Source organism: Alphaproteobacteria bacterium, assembly GCA_016722515.1.
In the GTDB taxonomy this organism is placed as follows: domain Bacteria; phylum Pseudomonadota; class Alphaproteobacteria; order Rickettsiales; family JADKJE01; genus JADKJE01.
On record JADKJE010000006.1, the window covers coordinates 38,410 to 61,493 of the forward strand.

26 protein-coding genes are annotated in these 23,084 nt (G+C 41.1%); 5 read left to right on the forward strand and 21 right to left on the reverse strand.

Going from position 1 to position 23,084, the window contains the following annotated elements; all coding sequences use genetic code 11:
• Nucleotides 1–108 precede the first annotated feature (108 nt).
• Both IPP74_12510 and IPP74_12515 read left to right on the forward strand, forming a co-directional pair.
• Nucleotides 109–321, forward strand: a complete 213-nt coding sequence (locus tag IPP74_12510) for a hypothetical protein (GenBank protein ID MBL0320091.1) — start codon at nucleotides 109–111, stop codon at nucleotides 319–321.
• 304 nt (nucleotides 322–625) lie between these two features.
• Complete coding sequence (locus IPP74_12515; protein MBL0320092.1) at nucleotides 626–958, forward strand: DUF3489 domain-containing protein; 333 nt, start codon at nucleotides 626–628, stop codon at nucleotides 956–958.
• Nucleotides 959–1,070: 112 nt separating this feature from the next.
• Here IPP74_12515 and IPP74_12520 read toward each other — a convergent pair whose 3' ends face one another.
• From IPP74_12520 to IPP74_12595, 16 genes are all read right to left on the reverse strand, one after another.
• On the reverse strand, nucleotides 1,071–1,790 hold the full coding sequence (locus tag IPP74_12520) for a hypothetical protein (protein MBL0320093.1): 720 nt from the start codon (nucleotides 1,788–1,790) through the stop codon (nucleotides 1,071–1,073).
• A 17-nt stretch (nucleotides 1,791–1,807) separates the two neighbouring features.
• Nucleotides 1,808–1,990 (reverse strand): hypothetical protein, encoded by a 183-nt coding sequence (locus IPP74_12525; GenBank protein MBL0320094.1) that lies wholly within the window; start codon nucleotides 1,988–1,990, stop codon nucleotides 1,808–1,810.
• Nucleotides 1,991–2,001: 11 nt separating this feature from the next.
• On the reverse strand, nucleotides 2,002–2,721 hold the full coding sequence (locus IPP74_12530) for a hypothetical protein (protein ID MBL0320095.1): 720 nt from the start codon (nucleotides 2,719–2,721) through the stop codon (nucleotides 2,002–2,004).
• A 3-nt stretch (nucleotides 2,722–2,724) separates the two neighbouring features.
• Nucleotides 2,725–3,003 (reverse strand): hypothetical protein, encoded by a 279-nt coding sequence (locus IPP74_12535; protein MBL0320096.1) that lies wholly within the window; start codon nucleotides 3,001–3,003, stop codon nucleotides 2,725–2,727.
• On the reverse strand, nucleotides 3,000–3,596 hold the full coding sequence (locus IPP74_12540; GenBank protein MBL0320097.1) for a hypothetical protein: 597 nt from the start codon (nucleotides 3,594–3,596) through the stop codon (nucleotides 3,000–3,002). The genes IPP74_12535 and IPP74_12540 overlap by 4 nt, the downstream gene beginning before the upstream one ends.
• Nucleotides 3,593–4,687: a hemagglutinin repeat-containing protein gene (locus IPP74_12545; protein MBL0320098.1), complete on the reverse strand. Its 1,095-nt coding sequence runs from the start codon at nucleotides 4,685–4,687 to the stop codon at nucleotides 3,593–3,595. Before IPP74_12545 ends, IPP74_12540 begins: the two co-directional genes overlap by 4 nt.
• Before the next feature lie 246 nt (nucleotides 4,688–4,933).
• Nucleotides 4,934–6,385 (reverse strand): S-layer family protein, encoded by a 1,452-nt coding sequence (locus IPP74_12550; GenBank protein ID MBL0320099.1) that lies wholly within the window; start codon nucleotides 6,383–6,385, stop codon nucleotides 4,934–4,936.
• Nucleotides 6,386–6,495: 110 nt separating this feature from the next.
• A complete protein-coding gene (locus IPP74_12555) occupies nucleotides 6,496–8,862 on the reverse strand; it encodes a filamentous hemagglutinin N-terminal domain-containing protein (protein ID MBL0320100.1) in 2,367 nt (788 codons plus the stop codon).
• Nucleotides 8,863–8,957: 95 nt separating this feature from the next.
• Nucleotides 8,958–10,214, reverse strand: a complete 1,257-nt coding sequence (locus IPP74_12560; GenBank protein ID MBL0320101.1) for a site-specific DNA-methyltransferase — start codon at nucleotides 10,212–10,214, stop codon at nucleotides 8,958–8,960.
• A 520-nt stretch (nucleotides 10,215–10,734) separates the two neighbouring features.
• A complete protein-coding gene (locus IPP74_12565) occupies nucleotides 10,735–11,655 on the reverse strand; it encodes a Bro-N domain-containing protein (protein MBL0320102.1) in 921 nt (306 codons plus the stop codon).
• A 71-nt stretch (nucleotides 11,656–11,726) separates the two neighbouring features.
• A complete protein-coding gene (locus IPP74_12570; GenBank protein MBL0320103.1) occupies nucleotides 11,727–12,110 on the reverse strand; it encodes a helix-turn-helix domain-containing protein in 384 nt (127 codons plus the stop codon).
• Between the two features lie 326 nt (nucleotides 12,111–12,436).
• Nucleotides 12,437–14,578 (reverse strand): AAA family ATPase, encoded by a 2,142-nt coding sequence (locus IPP74_12575; GenBank protein MBL0320104.1) that lies wholly within the window; start codon nucleotides 14,576–14,578, stop codon nucleotides 12,437–12,439.
• The gene (locus IPP74_12580) at nucleotides 14,568–14,780 is read right to left on the reverse strand and encodes a hypothetical protein (protein MBL0320105.1); all 213 of its coding nucleotides are present in this window, start codon (nucleotides 14,778–14,780) and stop codon (nucleotides 14,568–14,570) included. The genes IPP74_12575 and IPP74_12580 overlap by 11 nt, the downstream gene beginning before the upstream one ends.
• 195 nt (nucleotides 14,781–14,975) lie before the next feature.
• Nucleotides 14,976–15,554: a hypothetical protein gene (locus IPP74_12585; protein MBL0320106.1), complete on the reverse strand. Its 579-nt coding sequence runs from the start codon at nucleotides 15,552–15,554 to the stop codon at nucleotides 14,976–14,978.
• Complete coding sequence (locus IPP74_12590) at nucleotides 15,551–16,411, reverse strand: ATP-binding protein (GenBank protein MBL0320107.1); 861 nt, start codon at nucleotides 16,409–16,411, stop codon at nucleotides 15,551–15,553. Before IPP74_12590 ends, IPP74_12585 begins: the two co-directional genes overlap by 4 nt.
• A complete protein-coding gene (locus IPP74_12595; GenBank protein ID MBL0320108.1) occupies nucleotides 16,408–16,701 on the reverse strand; it encodes a hypothetical protein in 294 nt (97 codons plus the stop codon). Before IPP74_12595 ends, IPP74_12590 begins: the two co-directional genes overlap by 4 nt.
• A 420-nt stretch (nucleotides 16,702–17,121) precedes the next feature.
• Here IPP74_12595 and IPP74_12600 point away from each other — a divergent pair, with 420 nt between their 5' ends.
• From IPP74_12600 to IPP74_12610, 3 genes are read left to right on the forward strand one after another with little or no spacing between them, the layout of a single operon-like run.
• The gene (locus IPP74_12600) at nucleotides 17,122–17,622 is read left to right on the forward strand and encodes a hypothetical protein (GenBank protein ID MBL0320109.1); all 501 of its coding nucleotides are present in this window, start codon (nucleotides 17,122–17,124) and stop codon (nucleotides 17,620–17,622) included.
• Nucleotides 17,619–17,891, forward strand: coding sequence for a hypothetical protein (locus tag IPP74_12605; GenBank protein ID MBL0320110.1), 273 nt, complete (start codon nucleotides 17,619–17,621; stop codon nucleotides 17,889–17,891). Before IPP74_12600 ends, IPP74_12605 begins: the two co-directional genes overlap by 4 nt.
• Nucleotides 17,866–18,381 (forward strand): hypothetical protein, encoded by a 516-nt coding sequence (locus IPP74_12610; GenBank protein ID MBL0320111.1) that lies wholly within the window; start codon nucleotides 17,866–17,868, stop codon nucleotides 18,379–18,381. Before IPP74_12605 ends, IPP74_12610 begins: the two co-directional genes overlap by 26 nt.
• A 124-nt stretch (nucleotides 18,382–18,505) precedes the next feature.
• On the opposite strand, the gene IPP74_12615 is transcribed toward IPP74_12610, so the two are convergent.
• The 5 genes from IPP74_12615 to IPP74_12635 all read right to left on the reverse strand — a co-directional run bounded on the left by IPP74_12615 (nucleotide 18,506) and on the right by IPP74_12635 (nucleotide 22,697).
• On the reverse strand, nucleotides 18,506–18,859 hold the full coding sequence (locus tag IPP74_12615) for a sigma-70 family RNA polymerase sigma factor (protein ID MBL0320112.1): 354 nt from the start codon (nucleotides 18,857–18,859) through the stop codon (nucleotides 18,506–18,508).
• 276 nt (nucleotides 18,860–19,135) lie between these two features.
• Complete coding sequence (locus IPP74_12620) at nucleotides 19,136–19,543, reverse strand: hypothetical protein (protein MBL0320113.1); 408 nt, start codon at nucleotides 19,541–19,543, stop codon at nucleotides 19,136–19,138.
• On the reverse strand, nucleotides 19,512–20,888 hold the full coding sequence (locus IPP74_12625; GenBank protein MBL0320114.1) for a recombinase family protein: 1,377 nt from the start codon (nucleotides 20,886–20,888) through the stop codon (nucleotides 19,512–19,514). Before IPP74_12625 ends, IPP74_12620 begins: the two co-directional genes overlap by 32 nt.
• Nucleotides 20,881–21,327, reverse strand: a complete 447-nt coding sequence (locus IPP74_12630) for a DUF2924 domain-containing protein (protein ID MBL0320115.1) — start codon at nucleotides 21,325–21,327, stop codon at nucleotides 20,881–20,883. The genes IPP74_12625 and IPP74_12630 overlap by 8 nt, the downstream gene beginning before the upstream one ends.
• A gap of 1,004 nt (nucleotides 21,328–22,331) precedes the next feature.
• Nucleotides 22,332–22,697, reverse strand: coding sequence for a hypothetical protein (locus IPP74_12635; protein ID MBL0320116.1), 366 nt, complete (start codon nucleotides 22,695–22,697; stop codon nucleotides 22,332–22,334).
• Nucleotides 22,698–23,084 lie beyond the last annotated feature (387 nt).

Here is a 23,084-nt window from a genome sequence, read left to right on the forward strand (position 1 = left end):
TTGAAATATAAGGCATATTTCTTTAGAATTGAGTTGACTAACTTTGAATTAGAAGCGTTCATGGGTTGTTGGTGAAATATCACAACTGATGAAAATAGGATAAGAATTATGGAGAATTATCAAGAAGCTAAACAACGCTATTTTGCACGCCTTGAAAATATCAAACACTTGCTTGAACGTTTATCCCAAGCAAGTTCTGAGAATTTTGGTGTTGCTCCTGAAAAAGTTGCGCGACGTGATATGGTATTTGTTCACGAAGTCGAAGAAAAGCTAATAGATATTTCCGATCGAATTTTAGCAATGAAACGCAAGTTAACTTAGCGCGTATTGGGCATTTGTGTGTTTAGTTTATTCCCTAATTCTTACCCTTGTAAGTGGCTTATGTGATTTAATAATATATTGAAATATAAGGCTAATTATGCGTCATTGAGTTGACTAAACCTTGCTAAGAAGCGTTACTGTGATTGTCAAAAAGATACTTAATAACTAACAAAGAAGGAGAATAATCATGACCAATACTATAATTAGCAATGCACAGTATCGTGTCCTTGAAGATGCGGCAAATTTCCCCGATTCTACGGTTGAGAAATTTATGGACCACCTTCCGGCAGGAGCAAAACAATCAATGCTGGCTGCATTGATTAAAAAGTGTTGCATTACCCAGGGTGAGAATGGTCATTTTATCACGCAAACGGGATTGTTGGCCATTGGGCGAGAAGTGATTAACCAAGTTGTCGAAAAAACCAAGACTGAACCTAAACAAACATCAAAACAGGTCACGATCCTTACCATGTTGCGTCAGGGAACCACAATTAAGGCCCTTATGGAAACAACGAGTTGGCAAAGGCACAGTGTTTATGGCTGCATGGCTAATTTGAAAAAGAAACAAGAATTGTCCATTTTATCTGAAAAGAATAAGGATGGAGAACGAGTTTACCGTATCGCCGAGCAATGTTAACTTTGTTGGAAGGCTCTCATGCTGAGAGCCTTCCTTTTCAACTTTCTGTTATAATTTCTATTGATAACTTAATACCTATAACAAGGTTGATTGAGATTCAAAAGAAGTGTTATTATTCCTTAAAATCTTTAGGATTAAAATCAACATTTTCTTGTACGACTGTTATTTCAAAATCTCTATCTTTTAAATATCCAATAACTCCATGAGCAAAATAAGGGTCTTTAGCTTCGAATTCTTGACCCGCAGCGAGATCATATTGACCAAGGGGTTTCTCCGGTACAACTTGTCCATTTTGGTCATAAGTTGGTAGTGAAAAGTGACGACTAACCGAACCGAATCGATTGATAAGACTTATGTCATTATATAATAGCCATTCAGCAGGTCCCTTCTTAAGAAAGGGCCAAATAAAACCATCTTTATCGATGATAATATAACCACAATCCAAAGGATCATCCAATTTCCAATTTTCATATCCCTCATTTCCGCCATCAGGGCGCATCAAATATTCATAATATCCCCCTCTAAATCCTTCATAATTTTTAAGAATTTGGTCTTTTGAATATGTCGCTTTTAAACCCATTAATGTCTGTTTATCTTTAAGTATATAATTTCTTTGTTGATTCATTTCTTCTTTAAAAACATTCCTGCTATATTTTCCACCCATTCCATATACAAGATTTCCCCAATATTTTATCTCTATTTTTATTGGATAGGTATAACTTGTCTTTTTTTCTACCAGATGAGAATATTTTTCTGCAGAAAAAGAGTTGCTGCATGGGAATATAAAGAATATTATAAGGATACAATTGGTTATTATTATAAGTGTTCTCATTTATTTTACTCCATTGATTAAGGATTTAACCATGCATTGATCGAATCCTCTACGTCATATTGCACTTGGTACGCCGTTGACTCAATAGGCTGTTGTTCGTAATCAGCTATGCTTTTTTCATCACGTGAATTAGGCTCTTTTAACAGCTTGATATAATTAGTACCATCTTGTGATAACTTAAAAGGCTGATTGAGATTCAAAAGAAGTGTTATTATTCCTTGAAATCTTTAGGATTAAAATCAACATTCTCCTTTATGCCTGTTATTTCAAAACGTCTATCTTTTAAATGCCCGATAACTCCATGTGCAAAATAAGGGTCTTTAGCTTCGAATGTTTGGCCAGCATAATGGCTATGTTGATCAAGTCCTTCTCTTGGTATAAGTTTCCCGTTCTGGTCATAATTTGGCAATGGAAAGTTACGACTAACCCTACCGGATCGATTGATAAGACTTATGTCACTGTATAACAGCCATTCAGCTGGGCCCATTTTAAGAAAGGGCCAAATAAAACCATCTTTATCGATGATAATATAACCACAATCCAAAGGATCATCCAATTTCCAATTTTCATATCCCTCATTCCCGCCATCAGGGCGCATCAAATATTTATAATATCCACCTCTAAAACCTTTATTGTTTTCTAGAATTTGATCTTTTAAGTTATTCGCTGTTATGCTCATTAAAGCCTGTTTGTCTTCAAGTATGTAATCCCTTTGTTGATTCATTGTTTCTTTGAAAACCTTTCTGCTATATTTTCCACCCATTCCATATACAAGATCTCCCCAATATTTTATCTCTATTTTTATTGGATAGGTATAGCTTGTCTCTTTTTCTACAAAATAAGAATATCTTTCCTCAGAAAAAGAGTTTCTGCATATGCATATAATAAATATCATAACAGGAAAATTAATGATTTTTATAAATTTATTCATTTTTTATTTAGCTCCATAGATTGAAGGATCTAACCATGCGTTAACTGCTGCCTTGACACTACCTTGCACTTGGTACGCCGTTGACTCAATAGGCTGTTTTTCGTAATCAGCTAGGCTTTTTTCATACTCATCTTTACTTTTTTGATACTCATCTTTGCTCTTTTCATGCTCATCTTTGCTTTTTTCATCACCTGAATTAGGATCTTTTAACAGCTTGATATAATTATGACCATCTTGATTAATTCCAAAAATAACGGCCTGCAGCATCGCATCAGAATTCAAGGAAGAATCATCAATGGATGAATACGAGAGGCATTGCTGCAAAATAATCCCAAAGACGTACAGGCAATGTTTGTTTTGGTATAACCATAATCACTACTCAAAAGACTCACCTCTGCATTATGTTGATAAGCGTGTGTTGTTTCATGCGATATCATTGAAACAAATGTAGAGAAATCTGGATTTTTCAACAAAAAATCTCGATCAATTGTTACTGTATCATCAAGATAATTCATATCCCCTTCATTATTTTTCTCTGATATCACTATTTTACCGATGGCAGGTATCCCTATTATGGATGCCATATCGTTTGAAACAAGCCTTGCCAACCCTATTATATCATCATCGGATAAATTTTTAAAATTCTGTGAACCATTAATAAATGTCTGATTGTTTTTCAAATTATCCACAAGCCGCTTTGAAAGATCTGGGATTGCGTTTCCTTGAGCATCATAAAACCCACTGATCTGATCCGAAAAAGTACCGATTACTGCTAGCCGTAACGCTACAGCTTTGGGGTCATTATTACCATAATCTTTTAATGCAAGGTAAAGTGCCAAGCGATCTGTCAAGACCCATACCATTAATCTGGTCATTTATTTCTTTGCTCACTCCTGTTTCGCTCACCATTTTGCATCAAATCGTTCGTAAGTGCTTTAGCTGCCTTTAAATCCTTCTCACTAATCGCCCCTGCAAGTGCTTGAATCAAAGCTTCCTGTTTCTTTTCAGGTGTTAATCCAGAATCGGCCAGTATTTTAGCAATCTCTGCTTTGGTCGCGCCAGCTTTAATTTTAGCCGCAATATCATTCACCATATCTGTAATATCTTTAAACCCACTCAGCGGGATTTCTATATCTAGATGATCATGCTCATCGACCAGGATTTCCTGAACCTTGTTTACATCGCGGTTAACGCCATTCAGTTGGTCATCGGTTGCCGCCTGGCCTGCTATGGTGATGGTTCCTGCACCGATGGTGGCGTGGGTGACGCCGATTTTAGTGTCATCTTCGATCTTTAAGGATGGGGTATAGGATGAGGATAGGTTAGAACCTGATCCAAAGACCGGTTGTCCTGGAGGGCCGCCAAAGCCAACGGCTATTCCAGCGCCGTCATAATGCCAGATATCCTCATCGGTTAAATCGCTTACTTCCAGTGAACCGGTGTTTAAGGTGAGGTTGCCGCCGTCTATGTAGGTGCCATCTTCTTGTGGGGTTGCTTGCGCGATAATCGCACCTGTTAGGGTTGTTTTGCCTGTTACATCAATATCAACTGAGTTAGTGCCAATAATCGATGTGACATTATCCGTCCACTTCCTGTGCCCATCACCACTGCCGCTATAGGCATTTGCGCCAAATGTTGGTGATAAGCCATTAACACCATAACTAATACCCACACTCATGCCGCCGCTATGTTCGCTTTTGCTGGTTTCCTGGGTGTTTTGTACTGAGGCTACGGTGAGGTCGCCGCCTACATCCATATTCACATTCTGTGCCAGAATATTCGCTCCCTTTACAGTCGTGTCCTTACCGCTATGGCTGATAAAATCATGTCCGGCGGTAATTTGCGTCTGCGTAAAATTGCTGCCGCTGGTTTCATATTTAGAGGAGCTGCTGGAGATGCCGAGGCTGACAGAAATGCTAGGCAGTAATTGTGATGGGTCAGTAAAGCCTTTGCTGGCTTTATACATCGATGCAAATTGCGAAGCTCCTTATAGGCATCCGCCGCCGTTTGAATTCCTGCATAGCTGCCAGAACCTTTATCGCCTAATCCTTTTACAGAATCAATCAAGCCGGTAAATCCTTCCTGAATAGCAACGGTTACGCCGATGCTAGTCATCTTATGCGATTCGGCGTAGCTGTTATCAGCATCCAGTGCCAACAGGTTAATGTTATTATCGCTGTTGAGGATAACATCATGGCCAGCATGCACGACGCTAGAGAATGTTGATATCATCACTGGCATCCATCGTAATGTCATGGCCGGCTACCATCATCGAGGGTAGTAAGGTTTCCTGGTAGCTGTTGATCCTGTCTTTGGTTTGTTGGTAGCTCACCCCAAAACTCATGCCAGAAAGTCCACCGGTGAAACCGCTGTCCTTTTTATACACGTAGCTGGATTCATAACCTTTACCAGCTTCTATGGTAATGCCGCCCGTTTCATTGTTATCCGCATCGGCTAGTAAATGGATATCGTTACCTGCTTCTGCGTAAGAGGCGGTAACGTTGATATTATCATTGGCATTGATGTTAATGTTATTTCCTGCCGTTAACGTAGAACCTCGCAAGCTTTCCTGATCCTGTTTGACCTCCTTCTTGCTAGAACTCATAAAGCCTTTGCTGCTGCTGGTTTCGTGGTAATGGTAGCTTTCGGTTTCGGCACCGATGGTGACATTCTGTGCGGTTAAATTAATATCACCAGCACTTTGCGCATCGCTGCCTTTGATGGTGATGTCGTTAGCGGCATTTAACACCAGCTGCTGACCGCTTAATAACGAGCCAATTTGCAAGGTGCTGTCGCTGGTGTAATGGCTGTGGCGATAGGACGCATCGGTGTGGTTGTTTAAGGCCTGGCTGTCGATGATGATATTGCCGTTGGTCGACGTTAAGCTGCCCGTTCCACCGGCATCGAGCACACCGCCGTTAAAGTGGATATCACCGCTGGTGGTGAGGTTTACGTTGTTTCCTGCGGCAAGGGTTCCTTGATGTTGCAGTGTTTCAAAGGTGCTTTTGCCATAACTGCTTGATCCTACGGATGCGCTGTTGCTGATTGTGTCTGCGGTGATATCCAGATTATTACCCGCTTTGATTAACCCACCTTGGTTTGAAACGGTGCTTGAATTGATAGTGACATTATGCTGCGCCTGGATGCCGCCCTGATTGGTGATGCTGTTGCCTGTTAAGGCAATATCATGGCCATTAAGGGTAGCGCCGGTATTAAGGGCGATGTCCTGTAATTGTGCCTGACTACTGGCTAGATATACAGTAGGCACTAACACTTGTTTACCGTTAATGGTTTGCTGCACCAGCCACACAATATCTTTGGTTAAAAGCGATTGCTGTGCATCGGTTAAGGCAATACCAACCGATAAATTTAATGTACCCATTTGCTCTTTGGCATTATCATAAAGCTGGGTGATTTGTGCGTTAGCATCGGTAATGCCAGGGGTAATAAAACGTGTTCCTAGTTTTTTAAGCAAGGCATCTTCAATTAATTGCGTTTCGTAAAAAGGATCGCCTAATAATAAGATGGTATGATCCAGTTGATAACCGAGTTGGTCTAATAAGTAACTGGAACCCACATAGCTATTTTGATTAATGTTTGGTATTTGGGTGGTGATCAAGTAGGGGGAGTTAGGGTCAGATGCTACTCCAAATAAACCACCCACGCTAACATTCACTCCAGGGAGACTACCGATGATTGCTCCATACGTGGGGTAATTAATACGCCGTTTATTGGAAGCGATGTCTGGTTATTCACCAAATTTCCACCTAACGTTCATGTGCCACCGGCTTCAATGGTGCTCGCTACATGGCCGGATTGATAGACGAGGTCAAAGGTTTCAAGTGGAGCGATCGAGCCAACCAGGTCATATTCATTGATGACTGGATTATAGATATGCGGCAAGCAGCCGGAAGTCATGCAGGTATAGCGCAGGATACTGTTAATATCCATCCCGGTATTGGTGACATTGGCATTGCCTAAATCAACATCGCCGCTGGCGCTGATATAACTGACCTGCTGGTTGAGGGTGGCGGCGTCTACTACCAGGTTGCCTTGGGAAATAATCTCACCGGCACGCTCGGTAAAATCTTCTGTTTCTGTAATGACCTGACGTGCTACACCTGGAGGAAGGTTGGGATCGGCCTGCCAGGTAGAGTTACTATCGACCATGAACTTAACGCCGTCTAAATACGGATCAGCATTAAAGATCAGCCATTGATTGTCTTTGCCGGTATGTGCCAGCATATCGTCATTGCCATGACCTAAGCGGATATCAAAATACTCGATATCGCCTGCATCCTCAATAAAGGAAGGATTCCCGACGCGGTGGTTGCTGATGGTGTTCGCAACCAAAGTCATTAAACCGCCAGACTGGATTAAGCCGCTTTGGTTTTCTAATAAGACCATGCGGGTGTTGTTTAAGCCACCCATCCATAAACTGCCAGTTTCTGCCAGGATGTAACCCTGGTCATTGAGTAGGTGATTGCCAACTTCTATGTTCATATTGCCGTGCGTATAGAGTACGCCTTGGTTCGTTAGGTCATGTGTAGCACTCACTAACGCATCATCGTTGGACGCGATGACACCGGTTTCGGTATTGGTTAGATCGTGTGAGCTTATATCGATATGCGTTGCCGAAGAGAGCTCTCCTTGATTGGTTAAGGTTCCACCGACTGTTAAAGACAAATCACCTAGCATCGATATAATCGATGTATCATTTAGCCAATTGCCGCTTACGTTTTGCAAGAGGGTGTCGGCTAGTAAGGTGCTGTTCGTTGCGCTGAAACTGCCATTAGTTAGGGACAATCCGTCATTAGCCACAATCTGACTGGTCGTGATAGTGGTTCCTCCAGTGGAAATAAACACCACCGAGTTCGCCAGTATCTCGCTATCGCTTATATCGAGGCTGGCGGCTGTCATGGATATGACATCTTCTGTACTGCTAGTGAGCACATGTGTTAAACGAATAGAGTCTGCATTGCCTGTAATGGTGTTGGCTTTCACAAACGCAAAGCCTGAATCAGCGCCTGAACCATCTAAGGTGAGTTGATTGCCAGCAGTGAGATTAAGCTGATCACCGGCATAGATATATTGACCACCTAATGCTGCATCGCTATGTGCATTCACGGTTACAGAACCACCAGCAGCGGTTCTGCCGGTATGGGTCACTTTGCTGGCTGTTGAGGTAAGCTTCACATCTGCAGTAGCAGAAGCAGTGCCGGCCTGCACAAGCTCGCCATCAGCGGTGATTTCTAAATTACCGTTACTGGCCTGCAAGATGCCGCCATTAACACCAACGCCTGCTTCGGTGCTTTTAAGATAAATCTTTCCCGCATACATACCACCCAAAGCAGATGCATCAATCGCAATGGTGGGCTTGTTTGCTTCGGATTGTTGCGTAGCAGCAAGTGGAGTGGCCACACCCGTTTGATAATTGACTTGGTTGCGCCCTGTTGTAACGCGCACTGTATTGCCACCATAAATGGCAGCGTGAATTTGTGTAGCACGGGCGATGATATCAAAGGAGTCGGTCTGGCTGGCATCAGCGCCGTTACCTTCAATCAGGATGTTGCCTTTATCAACGGTGATATGGTCTATATTACCTGCGCCATCCATATGGGGCACTCCGGTCGCTAACGTGACTTTAGGAGTTTTGAGAAACCCACAGCCATTACAGCTGATGCCGTTGGGGTTAGCCACGACATACTCGGCTTCTCTGCCAAATATTTCCGTTGGGCCTTGCAAGGAAGATGGATTCGTTCCGGTTACTTCATTAATAATAATGCGTGCTTCATTACCGGAAGTAAGGTTGCCATTGCCAACCACAATGCTACCAATCGTTGACATTCCTGAACTGGCTGAATTATTAACAATCAACCCCTCGTTACCAACTTGTAGTTCCCCAAGCTTATTGTGAGAAACTCCGCCCCCATTAGGTGTGGCAATGTTTTCCACCGGTGTATGATTAAGAGATTCTGCAACCGTGGGTTGATTAGCCGCGGGCGCGGCGGTGTCTGGCGTAATCACAGTTTGTGCGTAGACGATGGGTGCTAACATCGGCTGAAGAACCAGTAGCACAGACAGCATTAACACAAGAGAATGATGAAATGGTCTTGGCAGTTCTTGACCCAATTTTTTCATAAACACCGAATGCGAATTAATGGCTATTTCCCACAGAGGGAAAATTGTATACCATGGTATAAAGTTGGAAACAAGGGGTTATTTTCAACTGAAGGTTAAATGGAGGATTGGCTCATTTTTGTATGTAAATTAGCGAATGTCTGTTTTTCTTCTTCATGAATTGCATCTCTGCCCGTGAATTCCTGCCATCGGCGAACGATCACATCGCAGTATTTTGGATCAAGTTCAATGAGTCGTGCAGAGCGTCCTGTTTTCTCTGCAGCAATGAGGGTTGACCCGGATCCACCAAAGCAATCAAGTACGATATCCCGACTCTTGCTTGAATTTTCAATTGCACGCTCCACCAATTCAATTGGTTTCATGGTGGGATGTAAGTCGTTAGATTGTGGTTTATTAAAAAACCATACGTCACTTTGATTGCGTGCTCCACACCAATAATGGTCAGAGCCTTCCTTCCAACCATATAGGATAGATTCGTATTGCCGTTGATAATCAGCACGGCCCAGCGTGAAGGTATTCTTTGCCCAAATAATGAATGTTGACCAATGGCCACCCGCTTTCCTGAAGGCACTCTGTAGCGTGTCTAATTCTGATGAAGCCATGCAGATATAAATCGCACCTTTGCAAACAGTGACGATGTTTACGCAGGCATCATAAAGAAATTGTTCAAACTCTTCACCCAGATTATCGTTTTTAATAGTACGGTTTATGCCGCGTAACTTATCCTTCATAGCTCCGCCGTAGTTAACATTATACGGTGGATCAGTAAAGACCATATCAGCCAATACACCACCTAGGGCTTTTTCCACATCTGTTAATAGCGTGGAATCACCACATAGCAAACGGTGGTTACCAAGTATCCAAACGTCACCAGGTTTAGTAATCGCTTCTTCCTGTAGTTCAGGAACTGTATTTTCATCGGTTAATCCTTCACTCTTTTCTAATCCATCGATCAGAAGGGTATTTAATTCTTCATCAGAAAAGCCAATAAGCTCAAGGTTAAAATCATCGAGCTTTAATTCCTGTAGCTCTAAGCGAAGCATTTCTTCATCCCAACCAGCGTTGAGTGCAATTTTGTTATCGGCGATGATCAATGCACGACGTTGGTTTTCAGTTAGATGTGAGAGGATAATGGTGGGAACTTCTTTAAGTCCAAGACGCTGAGCAGCTGACAGTCTGCCGTGTCCTGCGATGATAATATTGTCATCACCCATAAGGATAGGATTCACAAACCCAAACTCAGCGATTGAGCCGGCAATTTGTGAAACCTGTTCTTCAGAATGGGTTCGCGCATTGCGAGCATACGGAATCAATTGTGTCACAGGTATGAACTGCACATTCAGATCGGTCATAAATTTTCTCTGTGTTAAAAAAGCACATGCGAACCTGGATGTTATCCAAGGTTCGCATGTAAACGAGTATGATCAGCGCTCGTTAACTGGCTGAATTACTAGGTTTGTGATGTTATTAGAAGTGCGTACCTGTGCGAACTGCGAACCTGTTTTTTTGTTTTGTCGCTAGCGAAGTAGGGCGGCTTTGCCCCCCGCATACGTTTTATCGCCAGGGAGGACCCGTGGCTTACAAGGATAACAAATAACGTGTGTGCTTCATGGTTGTGCTCCGATGATCCTATTTATATATTGGCATAAAATGATTGCAGGTGTAAAGGACAAAAGTGTTGCAAAAATTTCTATCATCTACGTTATGCATTTGACCATGCCTCAATATTGGTTGTACTCCGGCGATCATATTTATATCCTGGCATATTTTTGTTGCAGATGTAAAGAACTAAAGTGTTGCAACATTTTTCATGCTTAACATCCTGAGATAGTTGATCTCCTATATACGGTTAGGGTGCTGTTTCTGGGTGCCTTATGAATCTTTCTTTACTTTTTTCTGAGATTTCTTTTTGCCCGATGACTTTTTTGCTGCCAGCTTTTTGGGTTGTTCTTCTTGTGGTGGCAGATAATTCTGTTTGCTTATGACAGGACGACCGCTTTTTTCTTCAAGTTCTTTCCGTGCATTGCCTGCAATAGTCCCACCTTCTTGCGCCGCAGAGTAATTCTCCCTGAAGCCTTTTGTGTCTTTATTGCGGGTGATTTCAACGGTGGATGCTTCGCCAAGCATGGAGAAGATTAGCTCAAGGTCATTCATGTGATCACGTAAGTTCTCGCGCTTTAAGCTCTTATGTTTTTTATATTGGGATGGCGTCATACCAAATGCAGCCTTTGAAATTTCTGCAGTCAAGATAGAAAACTCCTTACTTTCCTGAATGCCCCGATTCTTCCACTCATCAGTCAACTCCTCCCGTATGGCAATACTGCGCATCCGCTTTTCAATCCAATCATCACTGTAACCTTTGGCTTTATAGAGAGTGCGTGCACGCTTGCTGGCGAGTTCAGGGTCTTCAATCTCTTGAATTCGTTCATAGCCAACTTTGGCTAACCAGCGTTTGAAGGGTTCAGCTTTGGGTGAGGGAATGGACTGAATGATACGGAAGAGGGACTCTGTATGTGCACAATTAAGCTTCTGTTTACCGCCCTCGGTTGCTATCGAAAGGGGGGTGACAAATTGTCCCCACCCTTCAGATAGCTCTTTATCACGACTACGCATTTTTTTTACATAGTCGGTAGGATTGGCTGAATCCGTTAAAGCAGATATGACGTCAGTGATAACAAACCACCATTCATTTTTATGTAACGTACGCCGGATTGACTGCTTGTTGAAGACAACCAACCGCTGCAAATCCGTAGAAATTTCTGAGATAATTTTAGATTTTTTTTTCTTTGTCATACTACCATTTCCATTGCACAGTCATAGGCAATAGAACCACTAATGTTCTGATATATCAAGTCTTTCTATTATTATCCACGTTGTGCATTTAACCGTGTCGCAATCTTGGTGCAAGCGAGCACCCACTTACGCCATGCAGTGGTACGATCACACCCAAGCTCCCAACAGATTGTCTTCCAACGTACACGCGCTGCACGTTGCCAAATTAGCTTACGCTCTTCAACGGTAATCCATGGCATCCATTCAAATGTCATATCAAGACGTGATATCGCATCCGGTGTTGCCCGTAAGCGCATTGGCATTGGTTCTTGCATCATGATCTCATTGGGTGAATACACCATGTTAGGCCATGCATTAAAATAGCCCTGCACTCTTACAGGGGGTAAGCGCTTCAATGTACGGATCGCTTCTTCAAAATGTTCTGCCACTGTTTCATGTGTCCATTTGTCTAACATAAAAAACCTCCTGTTTGGTTAACCCGTATGTACCGACCTGGTACACACAGAATCTGTGATCGGATCTTTGCCATACTTTCTCCACAACGTCTGTGGGTGTGAATCCCTTTGAGGGATTCACACCCACATATATGTGGGGGAAATATGTCAAACTGGAATTTCAATTAAACCTCTGATTTAATTGATATTTTTCCAGTTGACCCAGTTTGACATCCAGTTTGACGTGTCAAACTGGATTTGGCACTTAAGCTATTGAAATTATTAGAAAAGCAGTTTGCCGCAGTTTGACAGTTGGACGTCCAACTGGCCCAGTTTGACAAATATGCTCATTCGCAAACTCCTTCGTGATAAATCCATATTTCAGGATCCTCAATGGGCATTAAGCTACCATCAGAAGGCGAACGAAAATGTGTAGGCAATAACCGTTTAAAAATGGGCATAACCTCACCGGTAATTGGATTAATATCTGTTTTATCAGTTGGCATTTCCATGTCTTCAACACACAAGAATCCGTTGCGTGAGCGTGCAGCTCCGTCTTTGACAAACTTAATGTAGCCTTTGGAAGTAAGGACTTCGATGCGATCACGAATTGAATGTTTTCCACCGAGACTTGCTTTGTGTTCCCATACTTGGGTAAACATGCTTCCAGTATAAAGCGTTCCTTTACGTGCTTCTTGGAAAATAATCTCAAGGATAGTATCGTGTTTCCTGCGGCGTTCTGCATCGAGCTTCTGGCCATAATCTTTGTTTACTAAGCGCTCAGACTCAAAATCCAGTTCGCGCCATCTGCCGTCAATCTTATCGACATACTTATTTTCAATGGATGATCCATTGCGGAGCTCAAACATTAGTTGTTTGACACTACGTGTTTCATCGGGTTTAAACATAATGATACCCGTGCTATAAAAACTCCGTAACGCACCAGCACCGCTGAATGATTGAAACGGATCCTCTTCAAGAGATTTTTTGTTTATCTTCTTTGTATGGTGGGCAAGGATAATGCCAGCATTTGGATTGATTCGATTGCGTAAATCTTCCACACGCTCTTGAAGGAAAGCCATCATAGCGCTGTTATCATTTTCTCCACCAGCCTTACCGCCATCATACACATTGCGAAGGGGATCTATGACGATGATGTCAACCTCAGCTGGATCAAAGAAATGGATAATAGTGTTAACCACTTTCTCAACACCGCCTTCATCAAGCAGCATTCGTACCTGTGGAGTAATGACCAGGTTGCGACCAACAAGCGGCATGAGAAGGGGATCAATGTTTATGTTCCTTAAGCGCTCACGTAAATAATGATAACCAATTTCAGCCTGTAGATAGAAAACTTTAAGTGGTCTGGGCGGCATCATGCCAAGAAATGGTATTCCTGCTACCATATGGGCAAGCCAACAGGTTAATAGGTCGCTTTTGCCAACTTTTGGTGCACCTCCTAATACCAGTAATCCACCAGGTGTAAGCACGCGTGGAGAAATAATATCTGAGGGTATAGGGGAGTCATCATTCAAATAATGTTCAACCCGATAAGCCGGTATTGCTGAAGTAAGAGTAATAGTGGAACGGGTGGATGATGCTAAAAAAAAAGGAATATCCATACCTTCAAGGACAGCATCAGCAGCGTCCCACTTAACAGGTTTATTATTGGGAATTGATAGAATCGAAAGTGAGGCAATTCCCTGTGTTTTAAGACGTGTGGCAACTGCTTCTGCGTACTTAAATCCTGGATCGTCATTATCTGGCCATATGGTTACATGTTTGCGAGTTAAAGATGACCAATCTGTTTTGTCTATGGGTGTATTAGCGCCATTCATGGCGGTAGTTGCACATATACCTTTCTCAATTAACGCTTGGGCAGCTTTTTCTCCTTCAACAAGAACGACACTATTGGCAAATTTAATGCCTGGTTGATTATAAAGCGGTCTAATTTCGGGAGCACGATTTCGTCGTGTTTTGACATCCCATGGCCGGAATTGTTTGCCACCAGGTGGATCATACCGGTAAACACAAGCAATGAGATTGCCGTCAGCATCTTGATAATCCCATTTACCAGTAACAGGGCCTAAATCTTCGGCAAGTTCCTTTTCCAGTTTGGCAGTGGTATGAGAAATACCCAGCCACTCATGCATCGCACTGATAATTTCTGGAAAATCCCTGCGTCTGTCTTTTCCAGAAACACCGGCCCACAGATCGATAATGTCACCACCTTCACCGGTGGCAAAATCATGCCATTGTCCAGCCTTCGTCCCGCTTAATTCAACAACAAGGCTATCACCTTTATTGCCTTTTATATTCCCAACATAGAATTTTCCGCTCCGAATGGCGCCGGTTGGAAGTAAATAATTCAGTGCCTCGCGTAACCTGCTGAGAAAGCGAGTCTTAATCTCATCAACAGAGATGCTTTCTTCTTCCTTGGGATAATCTTGAGTTTGAGCATTATTAAAATTTGTCCAGTCATAATTCATGCCTTTCCCTCCCCACAGGGCTATTGGCACAATCTTGAAGGTTGTTTAGGTAGGCGGTAACAACAACTTCAATGAGAGTGAGTACTTCGTGTTTGTTAAGTTCAGAAAAAGAACGATGCATACCTATTTCAGCAACATATTGACCCAAAGGTCTTCGTGCCGCATTCATGCATTCTTTTTCAAAATCAGTTGGATCAATCAAGCTAAAGCCCTCCCATTATGGAGAGCGTTATAAATAGCTTGAGAGTTAAAACGCATAGTCAATAAGTCAGAAGCTTTATATCTTGTGGGAGCAATACCCAGCGTATTTCCATGCTTTTTCAACGCTGTTACCGTGCGGGTAACCAACTCTTTTTGTCGTGGTCGCAATAACATGATATCCCCCCATTTACTTGGATTACGCCCAAGAAGGTAAATTCCCTGCTATCCTTTGAGGTTGAGGAGAAGGTGTTGCTACTGGAATGGCATGTCCAACACGGCCCATCAATGCAGCATATTCTTTATGGTCATTGGTGATGGCATATTTGATAACGTTTCTGTCATTATCGTATTGATCTTTTTCAATATCAATCCTGGCAATGAATTCAATACCATCAAGATCGCTGAGGCTATTGATGCAACGAGCGCTTTGTGCAGTAGGTGAATTATCTTTGTTGCCGATTCCTCGTGCAGAATTAAGGATAGCCTTAATGAGAGAACGGCCAATATTTGACCATTCTTCGCCTTTTTCGCTGTGTAATCCGATAAGACTCCAGATTTTTCTACGGGCATATGGGCCTTCCAATACCACGAATTCAGCATTCAGGAACACTGCGCCGCTTGCCGTATTTTGGGTTGCATATCCATGAGTCCAACCCTTTTGTTCATTATTATAACCACCAGGTTTAATGGTCATCCTTACCTTGGCAAAGGTGCCTTTAGGGATAATATCAAAATTGGTTTGGTCTTCTGCATTATTAAAATTATTCCAACTCATGATGATGCTCCTTGTGTGTTGATTTCAGTGATTGAGAAATTTAGGCGTTCCATGGCAGGGCACACGTTTCCCTTAACTTTTGCCATGAGTTTTCCCAAATGTGGTTCTTCGATAAGCTCTAACCTTCCTGATCGGTCTTTGGCAGGATATCCATACTCATTCAGTGTTTGGCAGATGAATGCACGGAATGATTTGCCGCTTTCAGAGGGAAGATCAGCGACTGTAATCACCTGGTCAACAATACCAGGGAGTTCAAGTCCTGTTTTATTGCCTTCTATTTGTGGCTGATAAACACGACGATTATAGTCATCAAGCTTTTCATCGAGGATACCGACAAACCAGATGTTCTTGCCACGCGTATGCTGCAAATGGGTTAGCCAGGCAATCATTTCCTGGCCGTGAAGTCCGTATGCGCCGCGTGTATCTGGTCTGCCAGTTTTTTCACTAAAAGCTTGAGGCTGTCCCTTACACCACTGGAAGCAAAGACGGCCTGCTACTGTAATGCTGTCGATAAATATGGTTTCATATTTATCGAGCACCGTAGGATTGCCATAGCGATTACATACAGCAGAATAGTGTGCAGGACTGTATGGTTGATCATCACGCAGGGATGGATTAGCACCGCCAATGAATACGGCAAAGTCACGACATTCTTGCCAGGTGCGGGGACGAATAGTGTCCCCTTGCCAGCCTTCAATTGCCAGATCTCCTGCCTCAAGGTCAAAGAATAAAGTCGTTTCTGCTGGCATGGTCCATAAAAGCGATGTTTTGCCGATACCGCTTTTACCGAAGATGCACCCTTTAATACCCCTTGATTCCTTGAGGCGTTTACTAGCAGTGATAATGGGGATGGTCATTGAGCAATCCCATTACGTGAGAGAGCGTCAATGATGTTTTCGTTACCTAAAGCACCCTTTTGACGAGCTTCATGGTAAAGAGCACGTAATGCATAAAGCTGTGAATTGATGGCGACTAAGTCATCATCTAGAGCGATAGCTGCAAAAGCTAAATCATCCAGTGTGGCTTGTTCAAGAGGTTTAATTACTTGTTCGGTATGGGCACCCAGTGCAGGTATAACGATAGTGTCGGGAATGCAGTCTATCAGAAATTCATCGCTTACCAGTGCTTCTATCTTTGAATTAGACATGGTTATTCTCCTTGTTGGTTATGAGTTGGTGTAGATGTCGAGTCTCCCGGTGGTAAAACAGGCTGTTAGAGGGAGGAACAGTTGCGGTGTTTTGGGGGATTGGTTCCCGCAAAGACTCGACATGTTTGCCTACATTCATTACATACCGAAGAGATATAGAAAATGTCGGCGGATTAAAATAAATAGTGATGCATTTCTTGATGGCAGAACGTTCTTTATCGAATGTGTGCATTCTGAATTGGTGTGCTTCTTATTTTATTAAAAGGTGATTTATTATGATTTAATTATTGCTGCTATTATTGATATGGCTATTGCGATGCAAGACAGAATTAAACTAGATGTCTTTCTTAGTGTTGCCCAATTTTAATCTGCATGATACCCTTGAGGTTAATGACTGTTAATCTATTCCCTCAGGTAGCTATGACTAATGTATCAGACATGGAAAAACAAAGAATCGAACTCGAAAGGTATAAGGTTGACCTTGATAGGTATAAGGTTGACCTTGATAGGTATAAAGCAGAGTTGGATGTTCGTAAAATAGAGGTGGATATTTGGTCTGTCGGTTTTAATGGTATTCTTACTTTTGCAACATTGGGTATCAAGAGCTTGATTCTAATAAACGGGGCAGCCGTCATCTCTCTCTTAACGTTTGTAGGCAACTTAATCCAGAAAGTGAAACTTTCGTCACACTCCTTATACGATAGTTTGACAAGCTACCTGTTGGGCATTTCCATGGCAATGATATGCTTGTTCCTAGCCTATATATTTCAAATTATGGAAGTAGAAAAAAAGAAGAAAAGCATTTGGCCAGCTATTATAAGGATTATTGCTGTTATAGCTGCGTTAGTCAGTCTAGGGTTTTTCATCTATGGTTCTTTCAAAGCTACAGAGGCATTTAATATAATCGAGCCAATACAATGAAAAATGACAGAGAAAATGACACTTCATCGCTACATTCAATCAAATATACACCAATTGATCGAGCTATATTTGGATATAATTCGTTAAGTAAAATAAGAAGAAGTGAATTTTATACATCTGATTATTTAAAAGGTATTATTAATAGTGAAGCTGAAGCCACAAAATTAGTCAATAAAACTACAAGCGGACTTCTCCTTCTTGAACGTTATATCGCTTTTTTATGTAAAGGGAATAAAATTAAAAATGTTCATTTTGGGGATTCCATTTGAAAATATTCCAGCTTCTATTGAAATATTATGCTTTCTAATGGGGCTTAATTTATTTGCTTTTTCCATAAATGCTCTTGATTTAATATTGCTCTCACGAATACGTTACACACTGGTTAGTAATTATTTAGGGCCTGATTTAGTCAACCTAGCGACGGCACATCTTAAGGGAAATGGTTTATGGGTTGATATTATTACTCCCAAATTGGTTGGTTATTGTTCCGGTAAATCTCATGGTGTTTTTTCGAATTTCATATTCTTTATATTAATAATATTCTATATTGCGGTATTAATATCATCAAGTGCTTCACTTGTATCTTTGTATATACAAGGTTTTAATGATTATGATCTTGGTTTTAATTGGTCAGTCATCATTTCAACATCAGGAACGGTTATGGGATTGCTTGGCGTTTTCCTAATTATTGCTGTTCATATAATACCATTTAAATATAAAATTTCTGAAGACATTAACCTTAATGAAATTAATTCTTGAAAATATACTTTATATTGCAGCCGAATTTATTAGGATAAAGCATCAACGGGCTGTAATACAATAATTCACAAGTTGACGGACTTATAAGGAATTTCATGTAGGTCTAGTGAGATATTGGCCAAGGCTAAAAGTAGTAATTCATTCCATGTCGATGAAATATTTTGCGTAACACATTAATTGATCCATACAACGTGGAACGAGGTGTGTTGGTCATACGTGATATTTCACTTGGGTTATAATCGCCCAGGTGAGTTAATAAGTGTACTAAAGATTCTGGAAGTTTCTGCATAACATGCTTCAGATCAATTGAAAGATGCATTTTTTCTACTGGATCATCTACCTCATTAGAAAAATATTTCTCTTCGCTATTATTTTCCAGCAATTCATCAAATGAGATTGGTTGCGAACCTCCACCACGTTTAAGTGCTTTAGCATCCTCAATTAGATTGGCTATTTTATTTCTCAGGATGCGATCCACAAAAGTACGCCAGCTGGCTTTTCAGAGTTAAAAGCTTTTGTACGACCAAGTATATCCAGCATTAACTGTTGTTCAATATCTTCAACTTCCATACATTGGATGCTCGGATGTCTTGCTAGTGTACGAGCATGGTACCTAACTTGACTGACCACATAGTTATCAATTCCTCTGTATTGATTTTGGTACATAGTTTTCCTCTCTACTAATGGTCAAAACAAAGAAAGCCGCTTTGAAGCGGCTTTCTTTGAACAAATTCTTTAGGATTTTATATTGCTCTTAGTCTGTGAAACCAAAATGCTTAAACTGTTCTTCCCAAAATTCAGGGAAAGGGGCCATCATACCCTGTAGGTTAAATGTGCGTGGCTGCATGCCATTGAGGATAGCACTCTTGATGTTGGGTGATAACAGGTTTAGACGTAGAATACGGGAGACGTAAGACGCATTGATTTTGCTTTTCTCAGCTAAGTCTTCAAGTGAGCTGTACTTTCCGTTATCCAGATATTTCTGCCACATCCACGCCCGCGCAAGCGCTTTGACCATTGCCTCATCTGGCTTTCCCTGAGGAGCTGTGATGCGTATATTTTTAGGCAGCATTATTAGCTTGCGACCATGGTGATGCTTCATGCTCAAAGGCACTTTAATGGAAATGATATTACCATCCAGCTGTACTAACGGCTCTTTCATAGGTTGCCTCATTTGGGAATTTTAATGATTTTATCTCACGTACCAGAGAATAAAGACCTTCGCTTCTCACCCGTACTTCTACTGAGTCTTCTGCCAATACCACTTTCTCTAGCGTAAGTTCTAATAGTCGTTGTTGTTCACCGGGGAATAATTCATGCCAAATAGGAAAAATATCGAATAATGATTCACGGATATATTCCTCTGTAATGGTATCGTCCTGCCTGGTAGCACCTTTCCAAACCTGAATTAATAATTCTGGTGTCTTAAAAACGGTATGAAGTTGATCAAGTACGATGCCTTCGATTTCTGGAGCTGAGATTTGTTTTACTGGACAAGATTCACATTTACCTTTCATGTGCAAGCTGGGCACATAGTATCGATAAAGTTTTTTTCCTTTCTTTCTTGTATGTTTTGGGCTCATTGAACTTCCACAACCTCCACATTTAAGTAGTCCAAGTAATACGGATGGAACTTTGCGTTTGGTTTCATTAGCTCGGATATGTGGGCTTATCGTCATAATTTTGTGGACATTGTCCCACGCATCTTGGGTAAGAATCGCCTCGTGTTGACCTTCATAAAGTTGGCCTTTATGTCTAATTTTTCCGAGGTAAACGGGATTATTTAGAATTTTATAAAGGGTAGCGGGATCAAATTTGTTGCCGCCAAGTTGTTTACCAGTACATGTTGTTCGGAGCTTTGTTCGTGCACCAATACGTCTTAATTCAGCTACCAGTAGCTTCATTGAGCGTTTCATAATAAACGTTTCGAAAATGAGCCTAACTGTATGGGCTTCTTCTTCGTTAACGATTAGTTTTTTCTCCTTTATGTCATATCCCAACGGAGGCGGGCCTCCCATCCACATCCCTTTTCGCTTTGAGGAGGCAATTTTATCACGAATACGTTCGCCTGTAATCTCACGCTCAAATTGTGCGAAAGACAGTAAGACATTTAGCATCAGCTTGCCCATAGAACTGCTGGTATCAAAATTCTGTGTCACAGATACAAAAGAAATCCGATGTGTATCAAACAACTGCATAATATTTAAAAAGTCGAGCAATGACCGTGAGAGGCGGTCAATTTTATAGACCACGACTACGTTAATTTGCTCAGCTTTGATATCAGAAATCAAACGTTTTAATGCGGGTCGGTCAGTATTGCCCCCAGAGTAACCGCCATCATCATAATCATCTGAAACTATTTCCCAGCCTTCATGTTTATGGATTTGAATATACTTTTCACACGCTTCGCGTTGGGCATCAAGGGAGTTGAATTCCATATCCAATCCTTCCTCGGTAGATTTTCGGGTGTATATGGCGCAGCGGATTTTAGTTTTGATATTATTCATGTATTGTCTCTAGCTTTTTATTTAAACCAAAAAAAGCGTTGCCAGACCATGCCATGCCAGTAATTTTCTTGGCAATTGCGGATAGGCTACGATATTTGCATCCCTGGTAATGATAGCCGTCATCAAGTACGGCTACTTGGTGTTCAATACCGTGATAAATGCGTACCAAGACGCTGCCTGTGATAGCTTTTTTATAAGCTCGTTTGGACTTACCACCTTTGCCAAAGTATTCGTCTACCTTAGCGGAAAGCCGGGTTTCGATCTCTGTTGTGTTGCCACCATAAGCAACCTCCTGGATTCGGTAAGCAATTCGTTTGGTAAGGTATTGTTTGTTAGCTCGTGGTGATTCGGTTTTATAAAGATCTTTCCATAGTTTACGTAGATCATCACTTGTCATGGTTCTCAGATTTGCAAGCTCCACTAAAACGCTGTTTTTCATTATAAAAATCTCCTATATGGTTGTCGTCACCATGAACGCTCTGAAGCGTTCTGAAGTCCAGAGAATTAGTAATTCCAAGGCGTTTTCTTCGGCGCAAAATGCCGATAGCTAGGATGCTGGAAATTTCATGAATTCGTTCGTTGTTGTTAATTAGATTTGGATTAAGTGTACCCATCGCGTTTCCAGATTTTATTTTATAAGGTTACTTACCGAAATGGGCAGTTATCTGTTGAAAATAGCGAAGAGCAGTATGTTACGTACTTAACTATAGATGCACTAACCCAAGTCTAAATGTTAGCGTAACAAAAAAATTTATCCAGGTTCAAGGTTATTTTTGAGGACTTGACAAGGGTATTTTGTACAAAAATATTGACTGAATTATATGGATAAAGCCATGCTTTTTTGTGTTGAAATGTAATAATTGTATTTTGGTGGAAAAACATTTATTTTAAATCCATATAAAGGTTTCCCAAATTTAATTGCTCAGGTCTGAACTTAGAAAGTTTAAGCATCATGGTTTAAAGTCTTGCATCTTAGAGCCTTCATCACAAATCATGCCTACTATAAGGTATAAATTAGCCATTGTGAATGCGAACTTGGCAACGAATTGATTGCTAGTTGAAGGCAACGAGCCGTGGCAGAACAGTGGTATCTTTAGTTATCACTTCAGAAATATTCTTTTTTTTTATATAAAAATTCCCTGTTCCTAAAAGCGTTTTTCCATTTTAGCCCATTTTCTATAGACTCAGTTTCTCCCCTTTGGTCATTGTATATGTAATTTATATTTTGTACAATGAGAAATAATCAAGCGTTAGAGTATCATTGTTCCATCGGTTTCAACTGTAAAGAATTCCTTTGCAGTTGCCTCCTGAAGTCACTCCCACTTCAGTGAATATGTTCGCCTCTATGTCATATATTGGTGCTTGAGCCAGACAGTTTCCTGTTCTAGTTGGACATCCAGCTTGGCTAACGTATAGTTATACTGTGATCTCAGCTTAAAGCATTTATATGACTATTGCTGCTAGAGAAATAACTATTGCGACTATGGATAGCGCTAAACTGTTTCTATTTCTTCTTTCTTGTCGAAGTGATCTTTCAATTTTTATTAAATTGTTCTGAAATCCTCGACCGCTAAATCCTTCACTAGCAAGATGTAAGTACTCAAGAGTTCTAGGATGAGCTTGATCTAATTTTTGAATAAGTTTTTCAACATTTTCCTCTTTTTTTATTGTGCTTTCATCTCGGTCTAGAAAAAATTCTTTCTTTATAAGTTCAAAATCATAGCTGAAAGTTTTGAAATCGTTTTGATAAATCTTATCTTCATGCCATACAGAAAGGCATTTCAAAGCATTGAATATATAATTATACATATCTTCTCCTAAGGGTAATCACTACATTAAAGATATATAGCAAATCTTAAAAAATATTAATTAAGAGAATTTATCTAAATAGGTATTTTTGAAGGGTGATGTTATAATATTTTTTCCTTTCACTCATAGCTGATTAACCTTCACCATACCAAGAAAACTGCAGGCTGCCTCTGGCATTTGGGGGGAAAGGGATTGATTCGGAAATGCTCTTAGCGCATTTCCTCACCCTGCGGGCGCCTACGGCGTCCAATTTGCAGTGCAAATTGTCGAACCCCCATCGTGGTTCTCATGCCCCACACTTTCGCCACATAAAAAAAGCCCCTAAAGGGGCATTTTTTATGTGGCTGTGTGTAGAGAACGGATTTCGAACTTGTGCCACTGATTTTG

Coding starts and splice junctions, on each gene's coding strand:
- IPP74_12630 (MBL0320115.1), bottom strand. CDS start 21,327: ATGAAAAACAGCGTTTTAGTGGAGCTTGCAAATCTGAGAACCATGACA.
- IPP74_12530 (MBL0320095.1), bottom strand. CDS start 2,721: ATGAATAAATTTATAAAAATCATTAATTTTCCTGTTATGATATTTATT.
- IPP74_12620 (MBL0320113.1), bottom strand. CDS start 19,543: ATGAAAGAGCCGTTAGTACAGCTGGATGGTAATATCATTTCCATTAAA.
- IPP74_12565 (MBL0320102.1), bottom strand. CDS start 11,655: ATGACAAAGAAAAAAAAATCTAAAATTATCTCAGAAATTTCTACGGAT.
- IPP74_12590 (MBL0320107.1), bottom strand. CDS start 16,411: ATGACCATCCCCATTATCACTGCTAGTAAACGCCTCAAGGAATCAAGG.
- IPP74_12515 (MBL0320092.1), top strand. CDS start 626: ATGCTGGCTGCATTGATTAAAAAGTGTTGCATTACCCAGGGTGAGAAT.
- IPP74_12605 (MBL0320110.1), top strand. CDS start 17,619: ATGAAAAATGACAGAGAAAATGACACTTCATCGCTACATTCAATCAAA.
- IPP74_12635 (MBL0320116.1), bottom strand. CDS start 22,697: ATGTATAATTATATATTCAATGCTTTGAAATGCCTTTCTGTATGGCAT.
- IPP74_12540 (MBL0320097.1), bottom strand. CDS start 3,596: ATGACCAGATTAATGGTATGGGTCTTGACAGATCGCTTGGCACTTTAC.
- IPP74_12595 (MBL0320108.1), bottom strand. CDS start 16,701: ATGTCTAATTCAAAGATAGAAGCACTGGTAAGCGATGAATTTCTGATA.
- IPP74_12545 (MBL0320098.1), bottom strand. CDS start 4,687: ATGTATAAAGCCAGCAAAGGCTTTACTGACCCATCACAATTACTGCCT.
- IPP74_12555 (MBL0320100.1), bottom strand. CDS start 8,862: ATGAAAAAATTGGGTCAAGAACTGCCAAGACCATTTCATCATTCTCTT.
- IPP74_12510 (MBL0320091.1), top strand. CDS start 109: ATGGAGAATTATCAAGAAGCTAAACAACGCTATTTTGCACGCCTTGAA.
- IPP74_12520 (MBL0320093.1), bottom strand. CDS start 1,790: ATGAGAACACTTATAATAATAACCAATTGTATCCTTATAATATTCTTT.
- IPP74_12585 (MBL0320106.1), bottom strand. CDS start 15,554: ATGAGTTGGAATAATTTTAATAATGCAGAAGACCAAACCAATTTTGAT.
- IPP74_12625 (MBL0320114.1), bottom strand. CDS start 20,888: ATGAATAATATCAAAACTAAAATCCGCTGCGCCATATACACCCGAAAA.
- IPP74_12610 (MBL0320111.1), top strand. CDS start 17,866: ATGTTCATTTTGGGGATTCCATTTGAAAATATTCCAGCTTCTATTGAA.
- IPP74_12600 (MBL0320109.1), top strand. CDS start 17,122: ATGACTAATGTATCAGACATGGAAAAACAAAGAATCGAACTCGAAAGG.
- IPP74_12570 (MBL0320103.1), bottom strand. CDS start 12,110: ATGTTAGACAAATGGACACATGAAACAGTGGCAGAACATTTTGAAGAA.
- IPP74_12575 (MBL0320104.1), bottom strand. CDS start 14,578: ATGAATTATGACTGGACAAATTTTAATAATGCTCAAACTCAAGATTAT.
- IPP74_12560 (MBL0320101.1), bottom strand. CDS start 10,214: ATGACCGATCTGAATGTGCAGTTCATACCTGTGACACAATTGATTCCG.